The following is a 19,566-nucleotide window of genomic DNA, read 5'->3' as shown; positions in this document are numbered from 1 at the left end:
TGCCGGTGCGTCACTACAGTCGCGTCGCCACCGCCCACCCCGAGCCCGCCGATGACCACCCCCACCCCCACGCCCGCCGACTGGGCCGCCCTGCGAAGCCTCTTCGATGAGGCGGTGGCGCTGCCTGCGGCCGAGCGTGCGGCGCATGTCGACGCGCTGCCCGTGAGCGCCGCGATGAAGGCCGAGCTGCACTCGCTGCTCGCCCATCACGCCGACCACACCGACGGCGATCCGCTGCTATCGCGGCCCATCGCCGAGAGCGTGGCCGCCAGCCTGTCCCGCGACGGCGAGCGTTTCGGTGCCTGGGCCGTCGTGCGCAGCATCGGCAGCGGCGGCATGGGCGAGGTGTACGAGGCGCGTCGCGCTGACGGCAGCTTCGAGGGCCGCGCGGCCATCAAGGTGATCAAGCGGGGCATGGACAGCGACGCCGTGCTGCAGCGCTTCGCGCAGGAGCGCCAGGCGTTGGCGCGGCTGCATCACCCGCACATCGCCCAGCTCTTCGACGCCGGTCTCAGCGCCGACGGGCTGCCCTATTTCGTCATGGAGTTCATCGATGGCCTGCCCATCGATGAGGCGGCGCGCTCACGGCCCATCGACGCGCGCCTCGCGCTCTTCCTGCAACTGGCCGACGCCGTTGCCCACGCTCACCGCAACCTGCTCGTGCACCGCGACCTCAAGCCCGGCAACGTGCTCGTCACGTACGACGGACAGGTCAAGCTGCTCGACTTCGGCATCGCCAAGGCGCTCGACCCGGCCGAGGCGCAAGGGAACGACAGCACCCTTGGCGCCGTCCGCCCCTTCACGCCCAACTACGCCAGCCCCGAGCAGGTGCGCGCCGAGCCGGTGGGCACGGGTACCGATGTCTACTCGCTGGGCGTGCTGCTCTACCAATTGCTGACTGGCCAGCGTCCTTACGGCCGCAATGCGCGCGGCCCCGCCGAGGCCGCGCGCGCGGTGCTCGACGAAGCGCCGACCCGCCCCTCGCAACTGAGCAGCCCCGACGCTGCGGCGCCCGATGCCCAGGCCTGGCTGATCACCCGGCAGCGCCTCAAGGGCGATCTCGACAACATCCTGCTCAAGGCGCTGGAGAAGGACGTGGGCCGCCGCTATGCCAGCGTCGAGCAGTTCGCCGCCGACCTGCGCGCCACGCTTGCGGGCTACCCGGTCAGCGCCCGCGCGCCCAGCCGCGGCTACTTGTTGTCCAAGTTCGTGCGGCGCAACCGCCTGCCGGTGGCCTTGGGTCTGGGCGTCGTGCTGGCCCTGGCCGGGGGCCTGGCTGCGGCATCCTGGCAGGCACACGTGGCCGGCCAAGCGCGCGCCGCGGCCGAGTTGCGGCTGACGGCGGTCAAGGGCATCACGGCCGACCTGGTGTTCCGCTTCGGCGATGCGATCGCCTACCTGCCCGGCGGCAGCAAGGCCCAGGATGCGCTGCTGGCACAGACCCTCGCCGCGCTCGACCCCCTGGTGCAGGGCGAGCAGCCCGATGGCGACCTGCAGGCGCTCAGCGCCGCCATCCTCGCCCGCCGCGCCGAGTTGTTGGGCAATGACACCACCGGCACGGCCGAACTCGGTGCCCAGACCGACGCGATGGCCCAGCGCGCCGTCGAGCTGGGCGAGCGCCTGTGGGCCAGCCAGCATCACGACTGGCGTTTTGCGCAGTGGCATGCCCGCGCGCTGCAGGTGCAGTCGGTTCGGCTGCGCAACACCGGCCAGCGCGAGCGTGCGGTGGCCAACAGCCGGCTCATCCTCCAGCGCCTCGAACAGGCACGCCCGTTTGCCAGGGACGACGTGCTGGGCCGCGCAGCCCTGGGCGTGGAGCTGGCCAACACCACCCTGAGCCTCGGGCAGACGCTGAGCGCGGCAGGCCAGCTTGACGAAGCCCTGGCCCTGTACGCCAAGGCCGAGCCGGTCTACCGCGAACTGCTGGCTGACACCGCCATGCATGCCGAGAGCGACCGCCGTGCCGCACCCGGCGAGATGAAGACCGAGGTCTACCTCCGCCACCAGCTCGGCGTCGCTCTGGCATCCCGCGCGCTGACGCTGCTGCGCCTGGACCGGCTCGACGACGCGCTGGCCCAGCTGCAGGCCGCGATGCCGTTGCGCCGCGCCAATGTCGAGGCCGAGCCCGCCAACATCGCCTGGCACGATGGCCTGCTGCAAGAGGCCAATACCCTGTCGCTTGTGCACCTGCGCCGTGGCGAATGGGCCGCAGCGCTCGAGGCCTCGACCCTGGCCTGGACCGAGAACGAGCGCCTGGCCCGGCAGGAGGGCCCGCAGAGCAAATGGGTCCAGTTGCCGCGGACGCTGGCCGCCCAGCATGGTCTCGCGCTCTGGCGCAATGGCCAGCCCGTCCAGGCGCTGGCAGTGGTCGAGCAGGGCCTTGCCGCGTGGAAGGCGTCGCCCGGCACCGCGCCCAATCCCACGGCCGACCTGCGCTGGAGTGCCCTGCAAGCGGTGTACGGCGCCCTGCTGGCCGAGCTTCACAAGCCCGGCGCGCAAGCGCAACTGCGCGAGGCCCTGGCCCGGCTGCAGCCGCTGTTTGACGACCCCAGCCTGGGTCGCCCGGCGCGGTTGGCCTGGGCCGAGGCAGCCGCCTGGCTGGTGGCACTGAAGCCGGCGGATGGCGAGGCGCTGCGCCGGCAGGCGCTGGGCGCGCTGGCGGCTGCGGCCAGCGTGACGCCGCTGGCGGCCGACCATGCCGCGTTGAAGGGTCGGCTGGAGACCTGAGCCGGCATCGGGCTAGCCGGTTGCGCGGTCAAGTCCTACACCTGCGGATCGGCCTTGCGAGGAGAGTCGGCACAGGTTCAAGGCGCTTCAGCGCCGTTGAATCGTGAGCCCCAACTACCAAGGAGACTGCCATGAGTCTAGGTGCCATTCTGCTCGTCGTGCTGATCCTTCTTCTGCTCGGCGCCATCCCGGCGTGGCCCCACAGCCGCGGCTGGGGCTATGGGCCAACGGGAGGGATCGGCCTGGTTTTGCTGATCGTGCTTGTGCTGTTCTTTATGGGCCGGATATAGCCGTCTCGACGTGAGCGCGTCTACCCTTGGCCGGTGTCGCCCGGCTCGTTGGGTGGCCGCCCTCGCCGGGGCGCCGGGCTGGCGGCCGGCTTGATGCCGCGCCGCGCCAGCGCCTCGCGCAGCAGCACTTCGACCTGCGCATTGGCCGAGCGCAGCTCCTGGGCTGCCAAGCGTTCGATTTGTGCCCACAGCGCCGGGTCCACCCGCAACGCGAAGGCCTTCTTGTCCGGGCTGGCCATGCCGCAGCGCGCTCAGGCGTAAAGCGTGCCAGCGTTGATGATGGGTTGAGCGTCCTTGTCCGAACACAGCACGACGAGCAGGTTGGACACCATGGCGGCCTTGCGCTCGTCGTCCAGCACGACGATCTCGCGCTCCGACAACCCGCGCAGCGCCTCCTCCACCATCGTCACCGCGCCCTGCACGATCTTCTTGCGTGCGCTGATGATGGCCTCGGCCTGCTGGCGGCGCAGCATCACCTGAGCGATTTCCGGGGCGTAGGCGAGGTGGGTGATCTTGGCCTCCAGCACCGCCACGCCGGCCTGGGCGCAGCGCTCCTGCAGTTCGGCGACCAGCGCCTTGACGACCTCGTCCTGGCCGGCGCGCAGCGTCGTTTCGTCGGGGTCCAGGTCTTCGCCGTCGTCGTAGGCGAACTGCGTGGCCAGATGGCGGATGGCCGTCTCGGCCTGCACGCCCACGTAGGTTTCGAACTTGTCCACCTCGAAGACGGCGCGCGCCGTGTCCTGCACGCGCCAGACGATGGCGGCGCTGATCTCGATCGGGTTGCCGCGCTTGTCGTTGACCTTGATGTGCGGCGCGTTCAGGTTGCGCGCGCGCAGCGAGATGCGCTCCCGCATCGCGAACGGGTTGGCCCAGCGAAGGCCTTCATGGCGGTCGGTGCCGACATAGCGGCCGAACAGCGTCAGGATTCGCGCCTCGTTGGGCTCCTGCATGTAGATCCCGATCAGCATGAGCAAACTGGCCGCGAAGAGGAGCACGGTCAGCACCATCAGCGCCAGGTTGCCTATGGACCACACGAACAGCGCCGCCGCCACTGCCGCCCCGCCCAGGCTGCAGGCAATGGGCACGAAGCCGCTGAACGCGCGAGCCGGCAGTTCGAGACGAGAGAGCTGTTCGAGGGCGGGCATGGCGATATCTCAGAAAAAGGAGATATCACTTTAATGCACTTTGCCCGGCGTGACCACACAGGGCCTGTTAACGCTACGGCAACGGGTCGCGTTGTGGCCAGAAAAGCCGCGAGCAAGGCGCAAAGCGGAGCCGGGTTGCACACCCGGCGAGCATTTGCAACGCTGGACGCGGCTTTTCTGGCCACAACCCGAAGGGAAGGCCCTCCGCCAGGGGCCACTCGGCGTTGCGTCACTGGCTCGCACCCGAGTGCGAGCGGCGTGCCGCGCCTTGATTGACCCCTGGCGGAGGGCCTTCGCGACCCATTGCCGTAGTGTTAGCAGGCCCTAATGGTTGTGCCGCGGCGGCGTGTCGATCACGCCGCGATACGGCACGGCGAGTTCCAGGCAAGCGCCGGTCGACAACTGCCCCACCGTCGAGCGGTAGATCTCCTGCCACGGTGTCTGGCTCGGCGGTACCGCAGTTGGTGCATCTTCAGCGCGGCGGCGCGCCAGCTCCTCATCACTGAGCAGCACATCGCAGCGGCCCGCGATCAGGTCGACGCGGATGACATCGCCCGTGCGCAGCCAGGCCAGCCCACCGCCGATGGCGCTCTCGGGCGAGGCATGCACGATGGAGGGGCTGTCCGACGTGCCCGACTGGCGGCCGTCGCCCAGCGTGGGCAGGCTCATCACGCCGCGCTGGATCAGCGCGTCCGGTGGCTGCATGTTGACGACCTCGGCGGAGCCCGGCCACCCCATCGGCCCGGCGCCGCGCATGACGAGGATGCAGCCCTCATCGATGCCGAGCGCGGGATCGTTGATGCGCGTGTGATAGTCGTCGGGGCTGTCGAAGACGATGGCCCGGCACTCAAAAGCGCCGTCCTTCAGGTAGCGCTCGCGGAAAGCCGCCGAGATGACGCTGGCCTTCAGGATGGCGAAGTCGAACAGGTTGCCGCTCAACACGACGAAGCCGGCGTCGGGCTTCAGTGGCGCGCTGACCGGGTAGATGACTTCACGGTCCTGCGTCTCGCGGCCGTCGAGATTGGCGGCCATCGTGTGGCCGGTCACCGTCGGCCGGATGGTGCGCAGCAGGCCGGCCCGCTGCAGCTCCCACATGACGGCCGGCACGCCGCCGGCGCGGTGGAAGCGCTCGCCGAGGAACTGGCCGGCCGGCTGCATGTTCAGCAGCAGCGGCACGTGCTGGCCCACCTCGGTCCAGTCGGCAGCTGTCAGCTCGATGCCGGCATGGCGGGCCATGGCCATCAGGTGCGGCTGGGCGTTGGTCGAGCCGCCGATGGCCGCGTTGACGACGATGGCGTCGAGAAAGGCGTCGCGGCTGAGGATCTTCGACGGCCGCAGGTCCTCGCGCGCCATGTCGACGATGCGTCGGCCCGTCTCATAGGCCATCTGGCCGCGCTCGCGGTAGGGCGCCGGGATGGCCGAGCAGCCGGTCAGCGACAGGCCCAGGCACTCGGCCAGCGCATTCATCGTCGAGGCCGTGCCCATGGTGTTGCAGTGGCCGGCCGAGGGCGCGGAGGCCGCAGCAATCTCGATGAAGGTCTCTTCGTCGATCTCGCCCGCCGCGAGCCGCCGCCGGCCGGCCCAGATGGCGGCGCCGGAGCCGACGAGCTGCCCCTCGAACCAGCCGTCCAGCATCGGGCCGCCGGACAGCACGATGGCCGGGATGTCGACGGTGCTTGCTGCCATGACCTGGGCCGGCGTCGTCTTGTCGCAGCCCGTCGTCAGCACGACGGCGTCCAGCGGGTAGCCGTGCAGGATCTCGACGAGGCCGAGGTAGGCCAGGTTGCGGTCCAGCGCCGCGGTGGGGCGGCGGCAGTTCTCGAAGATGGGATGCAGAGGGAACTCCATCGCGATGCCACCCGCGTCGCGAATGCCATCGCGCACGCGCTTCGCCAGCTCCAGATGGATGCGGTTGCAGGGGCTCAGGTCGCTGCCGCTCTGGGCGATGCCGATGATGGGCCGGCCCGAGCGCAGCTCCTGCGGCGTGAGGCCGTAGTTCATGAAGCGCTCCAGATAGAGCGCCGTCATGTCGATGTGATCGGGGTTGTCGAACCAGTCCTGGGAGCGCAGTCGGCGCGTCATCGTGCGCGGCTCCGCAAGTGCTTCATCAGCGCGCCGACGCCATGGGCCGTCGTGGCGGCTTGGGCGGAGATGTCCACCAGGGCGCCTTCGGCGTCGGCGGGAAGGAAGCTGGGGTCGGTCGGGGTCATGCGGCTCGCGGTGCGGTAGGGAGGCGGCCCGAATTGTGAGCGCTACCGATTGCGCCTGCCAAGCGGGGGGCGAAGCGGGCGGCGCTTCAAGAGAGGATGAGGTACTCGGGGTAGCGTTGCTGGATCTCTTCCACCGAGGCCAGCGTGCCCGACAGGTGCTCGCGCACGGCCTGTTGCGCGCCTTGCGCGTCACCCGATTCGATGGCTTGCAGGATGGCCAGGTGGCCGGCCAGGATGGACTCGGCCTTGCCCTCGCTCGGCGCGTGCAGCAGCCGCAGCCGGTCGATGTGGCCCGACATGCGCGTCACCACCGACCACAGCCGCGGCAGGCCGGCGGCGACGTACATCAACCGGTGGAACTCCTTGTCGGCCGCAATGAAGGCGGGATAGTCCTTGCTGGCGGCGAGGCCCACCTGGCGCGCCAGTTGGGCTCGCAGGTCGTCGATCACTGCCTGGTCGTGCGAGAGTGCCAGCAGGCGTGCGATTTCGATTTCGATGGAGCGGCGCAGGAAATGCGCCTCGCGGGCCGCCGGCACGTCGATACGGGTGACCTGGGTCGTGTACTGGGCGCGGATGAGCACCAGGCCTTCCTCGCTGAGCCGCATGAGCGCGTCGCGCACGGGCGTCTGGCTGACGCCGAAGCTCTGGGCCAGCTCGGCGCGGTCGAGGGCGCTCCCTGGCGCCAGTTCCAGCGAAATGATGGCGGCGCGAAGCGCTTCGACGACCTGGGGCGCCGCATGGCGGGTGGGATCTAGCGTGGTGTTCATCTCGAGGGGCGAGCCAAATCTGCCGTTGGCGCGCGGAGGCTGGGCGCCATTGTCATCGCGGGCTTGATGCGTCTTGGCGCGGCTGACGGGGCGCGGTCTGGCCCGTCGGCCGACAAGCCTGAGAGCGCTATCCAATGTTCGATCACCTTGCAATTCTTAGCCGCCTTTCTGTCTCGCAGCTCACTAATACATTAGTACACACCCTCGTTGACTGAGGTTTCCTATGGACGTAAATTGAAAATGTGCGCGCTACCATTTTGGTGGTGACGGCGTCATAGAACCAATCAGGAGACAAGATGATCAAGACCAATTCGCGGCCGCGCCGCCGCGCCCGCCTGGATCGACAGCTGGCCCTGGGCACTACGCTGCTGGCCAGCCTGATCACGCAGGCGTATGCGCAGACCGCGCCGGCACCATCGGCCCAGCAACTGGAGACGGTCGTCGTGACCGGCATCCGCAGCTCGTTGGCTGCCTCGGCGCTTTCGAAGCGCGAGAACATCGGCCTGTCGGACTCGATCCACGCCGAAGACATCGGCAAGTTCCCGGACAACAACCTCGCCGAGTCGATCTCGCGCATCCCCGGCGTCCAGGTGAACCGCGACGTGACGGGTGAGGGTTTGAACATCCAGGTCCGCGGCCTGGGTTCCAACTTCACGCGCATCCTGATGAACGGTAACCCCGTCGCATCGGCCTCCACGAGCTTCAGCAGTGCCGGTAGCGCCAACCGCGAAGTCGACCTGGACTTCATGCCGGGCGACCTGTTCTCGCGCATCACGGTGTCCAAGAGCCCCACGGCCGGGATGCTGGAAGGCGCTATCGCCGGCGTCGTGAACATGCGCAACGCCCGCCCATTCGACAAGGCCGGCACGCGCGGCACCGTCAAGCTGCAACTGGCCAAGAACGACCCCGCGCCCAAGCCCAGCACGCGCGGCACGGCGCTCTACAGCACGACGTTCGGCGACACCTTCGGCGTGCTGGCCGGCGTGTCCTTCGCCCGCAACAAGATCACCACGCGCGGCTTCGAGGACGGCACCGACTGGGTCACGCCCCGTCTGACCAACCCTTTGCAGACCGGCGCGGGTACCTCAACCACCAACGGTGCCTGGGGCATCCCGACGACTGTGCCCGCTGCGGCCGCCGGTACCTATGGTTCGACGACATTGGCAGCCGGCCAGTCCGTCGATATGGCGCTGCTGAAACAGCTGAACCCCAATGCCACGATCCAGCAACTGGACAACGGCTACATGCCGCGCCTGCCGCGCCCGGTGAACTTCACGGGTGAGCGCAACCGTGCCAATGGCCTGCTGAGCTTCGAGTTCCGCCCGACCTCAGATTTCGACGCCTACCTTGATTTGCTGACTGGCAGCAAGACCAGCAAGCAGGAGCGTGTCGACTTCGACATCAACGTCCGCAACAGCGCCGTCATCCCTTCGGCAATGAGCTATGACCGCAGCGACTGCGCGGTCTACTGCTTCGTGACGGGCGGCACCCTCCTCAACGGCACCGGTTTCCTTGAATACCGCCGCATGGACGAGAGGAGCAGCTTCACGTCCGTGAACCCGGGCTTCGAATGGCGCATCTCCGACAAGTGGACGCTGGACGCGCAGGCCAATCAGGCCAGCAGCAAATTCAGCCGCACCGCGCCCACGCTCCTGGTCCCGACCGACGCGGCCAAGCCGTTCACGGTGAAGATCGGCGCCAACGCCAATTTCCCGGTCTACACGCCCAACGGCTTCGACCCGAACAGCCCGGCCGGCTACACCTGGGATCACCACGGCAACGCGACGGGCGCCCAGATCAGCGTCAATCGTGAGGACCGTGAGATCAAGACGAGGGGTGCACGCTGGAATCTGGCCTGGGGAGACGAGAGCCTGACCCTCAAGGGTGGCATGGCCTATGACACCTACCACCGCCTGATCACGCCGTTCAACGACGATGGCCGTCTGCAGAACGTCGTCTGCGGCGGCAACCTGAACGTGCGCATGTACGCGCCCAACAACACCAACCCGAATGGCTGCGCGATCATTCCGATCACGGCCAACCCGGCGACGCAATACCCTGGCTACGGCCAGGGCGCGACGGCTGGCGGGCCCGCGCTGGCCTATCAGGGCTCGGCCGTGCCGGACATTTCCAAGTACCTGGTGCCCGGCCCCAACGGCTTCGTCACGATTGACTGGAGCCGCTTCGCTAGGGCCACCAGCTACGACAGCATCACCGCCGGCATGGTCCAGCTCGCGGGCAGCAACGCCCTCAGCGGTGCGTCTCCGCAGGACTTCGGTGAAAACGTCTTCGGCAACTACATCGAGGTGTCCGGCCAGACGCGCGTCTTCGACCGCCTGCTGCGCTATGACGCGGGCCTGCGCCGCACGCGCACCTCGCAGAGCGTCGGCGCATACACGGGCAACGTGGCCGATCCGCGCAATGCAGGCCTGGCCAACGGCGGCCTGTACCCGAACCTGGTCACGGAGACGACGGGCCAGACTTCCTACAGCAACACCCTGCCCAGCGGCACGCTGGCGTACAACTTGGCTGACGACATGATCGTCCGCGCGGCGGCTTCGAAGGCCATCACCCGTGCTGACCCCAAGGCGCTGCAGCCGCTGAGGGCGACGTCCAATGATGTGGCCCTGTCCAACGCCACCGCCACCAACCCGGGGCTGAAGCCCTTCGAGTCCAAGAACCTGGACTTTGGATGGGAGTGGTACACGGACAAGAAGGGCAGCTATGTCGCGGCGGCCTATTTCGAAAAGAAGATCAAGAACTTCCCGCGCACTGTCGTGCGCCAGATGACGCTGTCGCAGATCCGCCAAGAGTTCGGTGCCGACTCGCTGCAGTACGCAGCGGGCAGCGCGATCGACCTGGCGGTGACTGCGGCCGGCGGCCCCGACAAGTTCAACATTCCGCTGTCGCAGCCGCTCAACACGGAAGACATCATGAAGCTCAAGGGCTGGGAGTTGAGCTGGGCGCAGTCGCTGGACCGCTTCCTGCCGATCAACGGCTTCGGCTTCTACGCCAACTACACCCGTACCAAGCAGGATGCAGGCACCAGCGGCCAGGTGCCGATTGGCGCGGCGCCCTATACGGCCAACCTGACCGTGTACTTCGAAAACAGCCGCGGCTCCATCCGCCTGAGCAACAGTTACCAGGCCCGGACTCCGTTCGAGTCGAAGAACACGGATTCCATCCCGGCAGGCACCATGTTCAAGTACAACAAGGCCTACTACCAGGCGGACCTCTCGACCCGTCTCGAAATCGGCGACTGGGTGGGGTGGAAGCAGGGCGTGTCGCTCAACTTTGACGTTGCCAACCTGAACAAGGCCACGCAGAAGTCCTACATCCAGGAAGAGCTCGCCGTGCGTGGCTACTGGGATCCGGGCCGTACCTATCAGCTGACCGCTCAGATGAAGTTCTGACCAGAGGCAGGCCATGTTCGGCGTCGTCCACCTGACCCGCGCCTCGCAGCGCACCAGCTTCCAGTTGGCCAACGCGCCGTACGCGCTCTGCGAGCCGGGTCGCACTTGCCAGGTGGGTCTGCGCGCCAGCTTCTGATTCATCGCCTGTGTCTCCGCCAGTGGTCCGGGTGTGGCCCGCTGGTGTTTCGATGAGGGTCCTCGCCGGCCGATGGCGAGCGCCCTCATCTTTTTATTGGCACCGCCGCCCGCTCGTGCCGGAGCTCGGTGACGGTGCGGCCGGCAACGCCCCAGTTGTCGGTGTCGACCTCGTCGATGACGACGAAGGTGGCCGCCGGATCCTTGTTCAGCACGCGGACCATCAGGTCGGTCGCCTCGGCAATCAATTGCTTCTTTTGATCCAGCGTCACGCCTTCGCGGGTGATCTCGATGCGGATGTAGGGCACGGTCAGGTCTCCTGATGGGTATAGAGCTTGGCAACGATGGACCAGCGGCCGCCATCCTTGAGCAGGCTGAGCTGGTCCAGGTAGTCGAAGCCCAGCATCTGGCAGCGCGCCGTCGCCAGCGCGACCGAGCCGTCGATGCGCAGGGCCTGCAATTGCATGCGCTGGGTCTCGCCCTGGCTTTGCGGGCTGGCCCGCTTGGCCACCACCTGCAGATAGGGCTCGACGTCGCGCAGCAGCACCTGGCCGCTGACCTCGCCGTAGAGCCGCGCCTGCGAGTGGAAGACCTGCGCGAGCAGATCCACATCGCCACGGTAGAGGCCGTCGAAATAGCGCTGCAGCAGCGCCAGCAGTTCTTCGCGGTCGGTCATGGCATCACCATTTGCCGGAGCTCATGCCGCCATCCACGGGCAGCACGACGCCGGTCGTGAAGGCCGCGCCGGCGAGATAGAGCACCGCATCGGCAATCTCCTGCACGGTTGCGATGCGGCCGGCCGGCTGCAGCGTGTTCAAAAAGCCATGCATGTCGGCCGTGTACATCGGCGTGTCGACGATGCCGGGTGCAACGGCGGCTACCTGCACGTTGTGCGGTGCCAGCTCCAGCGCCAGGGCTCGGGTGGCGTGGTTGATGCCGCCCTTGATCAGCACCGGCAACACCGCTGGCACGCCCTGGATGGGTTGCGACGCGATGGCGGCCGTGATGTTGATGATGTGGCCGGCCTTGCGCTCCACCATGTGGCGGGCCGCGGCCTGCGACGGGTAGACAAAGCCCTTGAGGTTGGTGTCGACGAGGGCATCCAGCTCGGCCGGCGTGTAGTCGACAAAGGGCTTGGCGTTGAAGATGCCGGCGTTGTTGACGAGCACGTCGACGCGGCCGAAGCGTTCGATGGCCGCCTGTACGAGGCGGGTGCCGGTGGCCGGGTCGGCCACGTCGCCGGCGACGGTGAGCAGGTTGTCGGGCTTGCCGAGTTCGACGGCGGCCTGCTGCAGGCGCTCGGCGTTGCGGCCGTTGGCGACGACGTTGTCGCCCTGCTTCAGGAAGGCGGCAGCGATGGCCAGACCGATGCCGCTGGAGGCGCCGGTGACGATGACGGTGCGAGGAGAGTGGTTCATGGATGACTCCATTGGGTTGCGATGGACTCAAATCTATTGGCGACGTCGTGATCAATAAATAAGATCCTGGCCACTTCAGTATTTACATGATGTGATGGCATGAATCGGCAATTCGACGACCTGATGCTGGGCAGCCTGGAGCTCTTCTGCGCGGCGGCGGAGCTGGGCGGCTTCACGGCGGCGGCTACGGCGGCGGGCGTGACGCCGGCGGCTGTCAGCCGCACGGTGGCGCGCCTCGAAGAGAGGTTGGGCGTGCGCCTGTTCGTGCGCACGACGCGGCAGATCCGCCTCACCGACGCGGGCCAGGCCTATTACGAGCAATGCCGCCAGGTGCTGAACCAGCTGATGGAGGCCGAGCGCGAGGTCAGCGGCCGGCAGGCGGCGCCGAGCGGCCTGCTGCGCATCAGCGTGCCGACGACCTATGGCCACCACCGCCTGCTGCCGCGCCTGCCGGCCTTCCGCGAGCGCTACCCGGAGATCCGCGTGGATGTGCACGTCAGCAACCGCAACATCGACTTCGCGGCCGAGGGCTATGACCTCGCCGTGCGCGTGCGCGCGCCAGCCGACTCGACGTTGATCGCGCGGCACCTGGAGGACGCCGAGCTGTTGCTCGTCGCCGCGCCCGACTATCTGCGCCGGCGTGGCGAGCCGCAGTCACTCGACGAGCTGGCGCAGCACGACTGCATCCAGTTCGAGCTGCCCAGCAGTGGCCGCACCATTCCCTGGTTGTTCCGTGTCGACGGCAAGGACGCCGAACGCCAGACCACCGGCGGCACCAGCTGCTCCGACGATGTGCTGGCCGGCGTGACCTTGGCTCGCCACGGCGCCGGCATCTTCCAGGCCTATCGCTTCACGGTGGAGGAAGAGCTGCGCCAGGGCCGCCTCGTCGAGCTGCTGAAGCCCTTCGGCGGCCGCTCGCGACCCTTCAACTTGCTCTACCCGCATCAGCGGCATGTGCCGCTGCGGGTGAGGTGCTTCGTGGACTACCTGCTGGCGACTTAGAGAACCTCGAAGCGCAGGTCGATATTGCCCCGCGTCGCATGGGAGTGGGGGCAGAGCTGGTGGGCGCCGTCAAAGGCTGGCCATCGCTGGACTTGCCCCAGCCATCGCGGCCTCCGGCGGTGTGGGTATGGGCCGTGTAGACGACTTTCTCGATGGCGCGCATGGTGCCGGGGCTTGTGGCTGGATCAGGCCTCGGCCTGGAAGTGGCGCAAGGCCGACAGAGCCATGCGCACGACATTGCGGGTCTCGGTGACGCTGGCGCCCGCCTTGGCGCTCAGGCGCAAGCCACGCATGACGGTCAGCACGAAGTCGGCGGCAGCGGTCTCGTCGAGGCTGGGCGGCAGTTCGCCCTGCTGCTTGGCCTGCGCCAGCGCGGCGGCGACGTCGGCCTTGGAGCGCCTAGCGCCCTCGCGCAGGATGGCGGCGACCTCTTCGTCACTGGTGCCGATCTCGGCGGCGGTGTTGACCGACATGCAGCCGCGCGTGCGCGCCACGCCGCTGGAGGTGGCGATGGACGTCAGCAGCGTCTCGATGCCGGCCAGCGGCGAGGGCGCGGATGCCAGCACCTTCTGCAGCGACTTGGCGCGCTCGGCCTGGTAAAGGCGCAGAGCCTCCAGGAAGAGGCCGCGCTTGCTCTCGAAGGCGTTGTAGAGGCTTTGACGGCCGATGCCCATGGCCTCGACGAGGTGGGGCATGCCCGTCGCCTCGAAGCCCTGGCACCAGAACACCTCCATCGCGCGGTGGAGGACTTCGTCCCTGTCGAATTCGGAAGGTCTTGCCATGAATGAATTGGACTTGTTTTTGAACGATCGGTCAATAATAATGAACGCCATCGATTTCGCAACCCGCAGTTCCACGTCATGAACTTCGCCAGAAGGCTCTCCGTCGCCGCCGCGCTCGCCCTGTTCATGACCGCTCACGCCTCGGCCGACCCGCGCCTGGACGGTGGCGGCGAATGGATCAACTCACCGCCGCTGGCACTCGCCGGCCTGCGCGGCAAGGTCGTGCTGGTCGACTTCTGGACCTATTCCTGCATCAACTGCCAGCGCACCCTGCCGTACTTGCGCGCCTGGTCGCAGAAATACGGCCCCCAGGGCCTGGTCGTCGTCGGCGTGCATGCGCCTGAGTTCGGCTTCGAGCGCGATGTGAAGCGCGTGCGCCAGGCCGCGATGGAAGGAAAGCTCGACTACCCCATCGTGCTCGACAACGACTTCACCATCTGGCGCGCCTTTGGCAACCAGGCCTGGCCCGCGCTGTATTTCGTTGACGCCCAGGGCCGCGTGCGCCACCAGCAGCTCGGCGAGGGCGACTATGAGCGCGCCGAGCGGGTCATCCGCGAGCTGCTGCGCGAGGCTGGCAAGGCGCCGGAGGCGGGCATGGCCCAGGTTGCGGCGACCGGCATCGGCCTGGCGCCCGACATCGCCAATGTGCGCTCACCCGAGACCTATCTCGGCCATGGGCACGGTGCAGCCCGCGGCATCCTGCCCGACCGCCTCAAGCGCTATGCCGGTGGCACCCCCCGGCTCAATGAGTGGTCGCTGGCCGGCGACTGGACCGTGCGCCCCGAGTACGCCGAGCTGTCGGGCGACAGCGGCAGCGTGGCGCTGCGCTTTCAAGCGCGCGACCTGCACCTCGTGCTTGGTCCCGCAACTGACGGCAAGCCGCTGCCATTCCGCATCACCCTCGACGGCCAGCCGCCTGGCACCGACGCGGGCCTGGACGTGGGCGCCGACGGCCGCGGCCTGGCCAGTGGCGAGCGCCTCTATCAGCTGGTGCGCCAGCGAGGCCCGGTGCGCGCACGCACGTTCGAGATCCGCTTCGATGCACCCGGCGCCCGCGCCTATGCCTTCACCTTCGGTTGACTTCACTGAGGACTTCAGATGAACACCTTGCCCCTGCCCACGGTTCCGCGGCCGCAGCCGCAGCCGCGCCCGGTCGTCTCCTTCGCCCGCATGCTGGTGCTGGCTCAGCGGCGCTTTCGCGATCAGCAGCAGAAACCCGCGGCAGGCGTCTAGCGTCGCGCCCGCGCGGTGGCCAGCGCGCTGTCCAGCGCCTCCAGCAGCCGCCGCGGCTCCAGCGGCTTGGTCAGGTAGCGGAAGAAGCCTGCGGCCAGGCCCGCCACCGCGGCATCGGGCATGGCGTTGGCGGTCAGCGCGATGATGGGGATATGGGCTGTTCGCGGGTCCATGTGCAGGATGGACTGGGCCTCGCGCCCGGTCATGCGCGGCATGTTGTTGTCCATCAGGATGACGTCGGGCACATATTGCCGGGCCATCTCGACCCCGCGCTGGCCGTCGGGCGCCGTCAGCAGCCGGATGTCGCCGCGTGCGGCCAGCAGCTCCTCGACGAGCTGGCGGCTGGCGGGGTTGTCTTCCACATAGAGCACGGTGGCTGGCGCCTCGCCCTCACGCGGCGCGGCCGTCAGGCTGGCCAGGTCGCCCCAGTCAGTTTCGGCGTGCGGCACAGCGGGGAGTTCGCTGGCCCGCAGGTCGACCCAGAACACGCTGCCCTCGCCGGGCACACTGTGCACGCCGATCTGGCCGCCCATCAGCTCGACCAGGCGCTGGGTGACGACCAGGCCGATGCCGGTGCCTTGCTCGGGGCCGCCCTCCTGGCCGAGGCGGTTGAAGGGCTGGAACAGCGCCTCGACCTGCTCGGGCTGGAGCCCAGCGCCGGTGTCCTTCACCGAGATGCGCACATGCCCGGCATTGAACCGGTCGCAGTCCACGCGCACCGAGCCGCCGGGGCGGTTGTACTTGATGGCGTTGCTGACGAGGTTGAGCACCACCTGCTTGAGCCGCATGCGGTCGGCCAGCGCCACGCAGCCGCTGCTGTTGACGAACTGGGTGGCGATGGCGCGCTGGCTGGCCATCGGCTCGATCATCTTGCGGCACTCGGACAGCACATCATCCAGCGGTACCGGCTCGACCGACAGCTCCACATGGCCGCTCTCGATGCGCGCGAGGTTGAGGATCTCGTTGATCAGCGTCAGCAGATGCTTGCCGGCGCCGACGATGTGGTCGACGAACTCCTGGCGCCGCTCGGGCTTGGCGTCAGCGATGTTGGTGCCCAGCAGTTGGCCGAAACCGATGATGGCGTTCAGCGGCGTGCGCAGCTCGTGGCTCATGCTGGACAGGAATTCCGACTTCGCGCGGTTGGCCTTCTCGGCCACGGCGGTGGCGAGCCGCAAGTCCTCATTGGAGGTCTCGAGCTGGGCGGTGCGCTCGTGCACGCGCGCTTCCAGCTGCTCGTTGAGCCGCATGACTTCCTGGGCGTGCTTCTCGATCTCACCGAGCATGCCGTTGAAGGAATCGGCCAGCACGCCGACCTCGTCGTCGGTCATCTTGGCGGCCCGGCGCGAATAGTCCTGGCGCTGCATGACGTCGCGGGCCACATCGCTGATGGCGAGGATGGGCTGCACCACGGCGCGCTGCAGCCGCATGGAAAACAGGAAAGCGATGCCCAGCGCGGCCAGGGCGACCACCGCGGCGATGCCGAGATAGGTCAGCACGCGGTCATGCAGCGCGTACTCGGCGCGCAGATAGACGCTGCCGATGGCGCGCCCGTCCTGCACGATGGGCAGGGCGACGGCGATGTCGCGGTCGGCACGGTGCACGCCCTGCTTTTCAGCATGCGCGGGCAGCGGCGCGTCGGCGCCCGCGGCCGTGTAGGAGGCGAAGCGCTCGCCCTGGGCGCCGTAGATGGCGGCGGCACGCACGCGCGGCTGCAGGCGCAGCAGCGCAAGGTTCTCGCTGGCCACCTTGACGTCGTCGAACTCCAGTGCCGGCGCCGTCGAATGGCCGAGCAGCTCGGCCTGGGCCTTGAGATCAGCCACCCAGCCTTCGTGATAGGACTTCAGGTCATAGGCCACCATCGCGCCCAGCGCGACAAGCAACGCGACCAGGGCCGTCAACATCGTGACGCCGAGCAGTCTCCGTTGGAGTGAGAGCCTGAACATCTATGACTTGCCTTCAACCCGACGCGCGACGCCGAGCAGGCGCACGCTGATCTTGAGGCCGCTTTGCGTGGCGGGCGGCAACAGGATGTCAAAACGCACCTTGTCGTCGATGACCACGAAATTGATCATGCCCATTGCGCCGCCGGGGTCAAACTCGGTGACGGTGAGGACTGGCCTCCCTTGTACGGCCGCGAGCAGGTTGGGTGTGTAGGAGACCATGCCGCGCGAAACGAAGAGGGCGTGGACGCCCTCTGGCACTTCGCCGCGCACGAGCCGGCGCACCTCGACGGGCCGCCCGGCCACGGAGGTGGCCGTGGCGGTGCGGCGGAACTCCTCGACGACCGCCTCGCTGGCCAGCACGCCGATGCGAAACGGCTCGCCCACCGGGCCCAGCGACTGCGGTGGCCAGTCGATGTAGTTGCCGAACTTGCAGACGAAGGCGGCCTTGACCTGGTATTCGGCCAGGCCGTCATCGTCGCCCGCACGCGCGCCGCCCGCGATGGCCAACGCCGCGAGCAGCAGCGTTCGGCGGGCGAGGCGGGCGGCCTTCATCAGAAGAAGCGCATGCGCATCTGGAGCATGAGGTTGCGGCCGAACTCGGTGCGGGTTTGGATGGCGGTGAACTCGCCGTGGCTGCCGAACAGGTTCTGGGCCACCAGCGCGAGGTCGACATCGGGACCGATGCGCCGGCCCAGGCGCAGGTCCACGGCCGTGTAGGCCGGCACGTCTGGCGCGCTCAGGGCGCCGACATGGCGCAGCATGAGGTCCAGTTCGGCATCGCTGGGCAGGTTGAAGGCCGCACGCAGCCGCCACAGCTGGCGTGGCATGGCGCCGGCGGCGGCGGCCACGGAGTCGGCGGTGTCGATGCTGCCCGGCTTGAGCTGCAGGCGCGGCCTCAGCAGCGTGACGCCGCCGTGCAGGCGCAGCCAGGACGCAGCCTGCAGGCTGCCCCATGCCTCCAGGCCGCTGACGCGGCCTTTCATGCCGTTGCCGAAATAGACCGACATGCCGCTGGGCGCCAGCTCCTGGGTGCGCAGATGGTCGTAGTTGCCATGAAAGGCCGTGGCCGACAGCGTCAGTGCGGGCAGTGGCTGGCCGCGGTAGCCGAGCTCCAGCACATTGGCCGTCTCGGCGCGAAAGCCCGCGCCGCCGTCGAGGATGAAAGGCGGCTGGGCAGGGATGTAGATGTCGCGATCCAGCCGCGAGGGCGCGCGCACGGTGTGTGCGGCCGAAGCCCACCACAGCTGGCCGGGCGAAGGCTTCCATGCCAGGCGCAGATTGGGCAGGAACTCGTTGCCCGTGTAGTCATTGCGTTCGACACGCGCACCGAGTGTCACGCGCAGGCCCTCGGCAACCGCGACCTCGTCCTGAACAAACAGGCTGGTCCAGGCCTGGTTCAGTCGCTCGGGCAGGAAGGCGAACTCAGGCGCGCCGTGGCCGACGCGGTCCTGCGAGCGGCGATGGTTGGCGCCCAGCACGACGGTGTGGTCAGGCGTGGGCCGCAACGTGTACTGCACTTCGAAGTCGGCGATCTCCAGCGTCTCGTCGAAGGTGGGCGGGTTCACGCGCACGGTGCGGTCCAGATAGCCCTGCACGCTGAGTTCGCCGCCGCCGACCGGCCCATCCCAGCGCGCCAGCAGGTTGGCACCGGAGAGCCGGATGGTGTCCAGCGCGAAGTTCACGCCTGTGACGTCGATGCTGCCCGGCAGCGGCTGGCCGTGATTGCCGCGATAGGCATTGCCCTGCAGTGTGACGCGATCGTTGCCGCGGCCCCAGTCGGCGCGAAAGCCGCCCCTGAGCATGTGGCCCGCATCCTCCACGGGCGTGCCCGCCGCCGTTTCGGTGCGGCCTTGGCTGGTGTGCTTGAGGTAGAGGCGCATGTCGCCGCCGCCGCCCAGCGACCAGCCATGGCGCAGCACCGTGTCGCGCTCGTGGCTGCCCGCCGCCGCCGATACCAGGCTGCCGCGCGTGGCCGAGGCACTGCGCGTGATGATGTTGATGACGCCGTTGACGGCGTTGACGCCCCACAGCGTGCTGCCGGGGCCGCTGCTGACCTCGATGCGATCGATGTCTTCCAGCGCCACGTCCTGCACGTCCCAGAACACGCCGGCAAACAGCGGCGTGTAGACCGAGCGCCCGTCGATAAGGACGAGCAACTTGTTGGCCGAGCCGGCATTGAAGCCGCGTGCACTGATCGCATAGTCGCCGCTCGAGGTTTCGGCGACGTGCAGATTCGGCGCCAGGCGCAGGGCCTCGGGCAGGCGGGTCACGCCAGCGCGGCGGATGTCGTCGGCGGTGATGACAAAGAGTGAGGCCGCCGCATCCCCCAGGCGCTGTTCACGCTTGGCAGTGGAGGTGATGGTGACGCTACCGAGCTCTTCCAGGCTGAGGTCGACCAGAGGGGCCTGGGCCGCCGCGGGCGCCGCCCATAGCGCAGCTGCTGCAATGCAACATGCCCGGCTTTGTGGCTGCCCCATGCACCCCCCCAACGGTGACCCGGT

The 19,566-nt window shown here is 68.3% G+C and carries 19 protein-coding genes; 7 read left to right on the top strand and 12 right to left on the bottom strand.

The window, feature by feature from the left end; all coding sequences use genetic code 11:
• The first annotated feature begins 51 nt into the window (after nt 1-51).
• Entirely contained in the window at nt 52-2,727 is a 2,676-nt protein-coding gene (locus ASC91_RS26710) for a serine/threonine-protein kinase (protein ID WP_056204757.1), read from the top strand.
• Nucleotides 2,728-2,858: 131 nt separating this feature from the next.
• A complete protein-coding gene (locus ASC91_RS29080) occupies nt 2,859-3,017 on the top strand; it encodes a DUF3309 family protein (RefSeq protein ID WP_082533047.1) in 159 nt (52 codons plus the stop codon).
• Between the two features lie 20 nt (nt 3,018-3,037).
• Here ASC91_RS29080 and ASC91_RS26705 read toward each other — a convergent pair whose 3' ends face one another.
• From ASC91_RS26705 to ASC91_RS26690, 5 genes are all read right to left on the bottom strand, one after another.
• The gene (locus ASC91_RS26705) at nt 3,038-3,256 is read right to left on the bottom strand and encodes a hypothetical protein (protein ID WP_056204755.1); all 219 of its coding nucleotides are present in this window, start codon (nt 3,254-3,256) and stop codon (nt 3,038-3,040) included.
• Nucleotides 3,257-3,268: 12 nt separating this feature from the next.
• A complete protein-coding gene (locus ASC91_RS26700) occupies nt 3,269-4,162 on the bottom strand; it encodes an SPFH domain-containing protein (RefSeq protein WP_082533046.1) in 894 nt (297 codons plus the stop codon).
• Nucleotides 4,163-4,486: 324 nt separating this feature from the next.
• Nucleotides 4,487-6,244, bottom strand: coding sequence for an IlvD/Edd family dehydratase (locus ASC91_RS26695; RefSeq protein ID WP_056204753.1), 1,758 nt, complete (start codon nt 6,242-6,244; stop codon nt 4,487-4,489).
• The gene (locus tag ASC91_RS30730) at nt 6,241-6,372 is read right to left on the bottom strand and encodes a hypothetical protein (protein ID WP_268795295.1); all 132 of its coding nucleotides are present in this window, start codon (nt 6,370-6,372) and stop codon (nt 6,241-6,243) included. The genes ASC91_RS26695 and ASC91_RS30730 overlap by 4 nt, the downstream gene beginning before the upstream one ends.
• Nucleotides 6,373-6,458: 86 nt before the next feature.
• Nucleotides 6,459-7,139 carry a GntR family transcriptional regulator gene (locus ASC91_RS26690; RefSeq protein WP_056204750.1) on the bottom strand — a complete coding sequence of 227 codons (681 nt, stop codon included), beginning with the start codon at nt 7,137-7,139 and terminating at the stop codon, nt 6,459-6,461.
• 296 nt (nt 7,140-7,435) lie between these two features.
• Here ASC91_RS26690 and ASC91_RS26685 point away from each other — a divergent pair, with 296 nt between their 5' ends.
• Together ASC91_RS26685 and ASC91_RS30725 are read left to right on the top strand one after the other, a co-directional pair.
• Entirely contained in the window at nt 7,436-10,552 is a 3,117-nt protein-coding gene (locus ASC91_RS26685) for a TonB-dependent receptor (protein ID WP_056204747.1), read from the top strand.
• Between the two features lie 13 nt (nt 10,553-10,565).
• Complete coding sequence (locus ASC91_RS30725; protein ID WP_268795294.1) at nt 10,566-10,688, top strand: hypothetical protein; 123 nt, start codon at nt 10,566-10,568, stop codon at nt 10,686-10,688.
• 85 nt (nt 10,689-10,773) lie between these two features.
• On the opposite strand, the gene ASC91_RS26680 is transcribed toward ASC91_RS30725, so the two are convergent.
• Genes ASC91_RS26680 through ASC91_RS26670 form a run of 3 tightly spaced genes read right to left on the bottom strand, consistent with a single transcriptional unit; the run spans nt 10,774 to nt 12,105 of the window.
• Nucleotides 10,774-10,995 carry a 4-oxalocrotonate tautomerase family protein gene (locus ASC91_RS26680; protein ID WP_056204744.1) on the bottom strand — a complete coding sequence of 74 codons (222 nt, stop codon included), beginning with the start codon at nt 10,993-10,995 and terminating at the stop codon, nt 10,774-10,776.
• Nucleotides 10,996-10,997: 2 nt separating this feature from the next.
• Entirely contained in the window at nt 10,998-11,363 is a 366-nt protein-coding gene (locus ASC91_RS26675) for a nuclear transport factor 2 family protein (protein WP_056204741.1), read from the bottom strand.
• A gap of 4 nt (nt 11,364-11,367) precedes the next feature.
• Entirely contained in the window at nt 11,368-12,105 is a 738-nt protein-coding gene (locus ASC91_RS26670) for an SDR family NAD(P)-dependent oxidoreductase (RefSeq protein WP_200955355.1), read from the bottom strand.
• Nucleotides 12,106-12,204: 99 nt separating this feature from the next.
• Between ASC91_RS26670 and ASC91_RS26665 the strand changes: the two genes are divergently transcribed.
• On the top strand, nt 12,205-13,107 hold the full coding sequence (locus ASC91_RS26665; protein WP_056204737.1) for a LysR family transcriptional regulator: 903 nt from the start codon (nt 12,205-12,207) through the stop codon (nt 13,105-13,107).
• Nucleotides 13,108-13,292: 185 nt separating this feature from the next.
• Here the strand turns inward: ASC91_RS26665 and ASC91_RS26660 are convergent, their stop codons facing one another.
• Nucleotides 13,293-13,889 carry a TetR/AcrR family transcriptional regulator gene (locus ASC91_RS26660; protein WP_162247872.1) on the bottom strand — a complete coding sequence of 199 codons (597 nt, stop codon included), beginning with the start codon at nt 13,887-13,889 and terminating at the stop codon, nt 13,293-13,295.
• Nucleotides 13,890-13,967: 78 nt separating this feature from the next.
• Here ASC91_RS26660 and ASC91_RS26655 point away from each other — a divergent pair, with 78 nt between their 5' ends.
• Together ASC91_RS26655 and ASC91_RS30720 are read left to right on the top strand one after the other, a co-directional pair.
• Nucleotides 13,968-14,969 carry a thioredoxin family protein gene (locus ASC91_RS26655; RefSeq protein WP_056204731.1) on the top strand — a complete coding sequence of 334 codons (1,002 nt, stop codon included), beginning with the start codon at nt 13,968-13,970 and terminating at the stop codon, nt 14,967-14,969.
• Between the two features lie 18 nt (nt 14,970-14,987).
• Nucleotides 14,988-15,122 (top strand): hypothetical protein, encoded by a 135-nt coding sequence (locus tag ASC91_RS30720; RefSeq protein ID WP_268795293.1) that lies wholly within the window; start codon nt 14,988-14,990, stop codon nt 15,120-15,122.
• Here the strand turns inward: ASC91_RS30720 and ASC91_RS26650 are convergent.
• Genes ASC91_RS26650 through ASC91_RS26640 form a run of 3 tightly spaced genes read right to left on the bottom strand, consistent with a single transcriptional unit; the run spans nt 15,119 to nt 19,542 of the window.
• The gene (locus tag ASC91_RS26650; protein WP_235532118.1) at nt 15,119-17,023 is read right to left on the bottom strand and encodes an ATP-binding protein; all 1,905 of its coding nucleotides are present in this window, start codon (nt 17,021-17,023) and stop codon (nt 15,119-15,121) included. The genes ASC91_RS30720 and ASC91_RS26650 overlap by 4 nt on opposite strands.
• Nucleotides 17,024-17,065: 42 nt before the next feature.
• Nucleotides 17,066-17,617: a YfiR family protein gene (locus ASC91_RS26645; protein ID WP_056204725.1), complete on the bottom strand. Its 552-nt coding sequence runs from the start codon at nt 17,615-17,617 to the stop codon at nt 17,066-17,068.
• The gene (locus ASC91_RS26640; protein WP_082533044.1) at nt 17,617-19,542 is read right to left on the bottom strand and encodes a TonB-dependent siderophore receptor; all 1,926 of its coding nucleotides are present in this window, start codon (nt 19,540-19,542) and stop codon (nt 17,617-17,619) included. Before ASC91_RS26640 ends, ASC91_RS26645 begins: the two co-directional genes overlap by 1 nt.
• Nucleotides 19,543-19,566: the final 24 nt, after the last annotated feature.

It is taken from the genome of Pelomonas sp. Root1237, assembly GCF_001425055.1.
Classification (GTDB): Bacteria; Pseudomonadota; Gammaproteobacteria; order Burkholderiales; family Burkholderiaceae_C; genus Pelomonas.
Note: the sequence above shows the minus strand (reverse complement) of the source record. Positions and strands in the feature narration are given on the sequence as shown.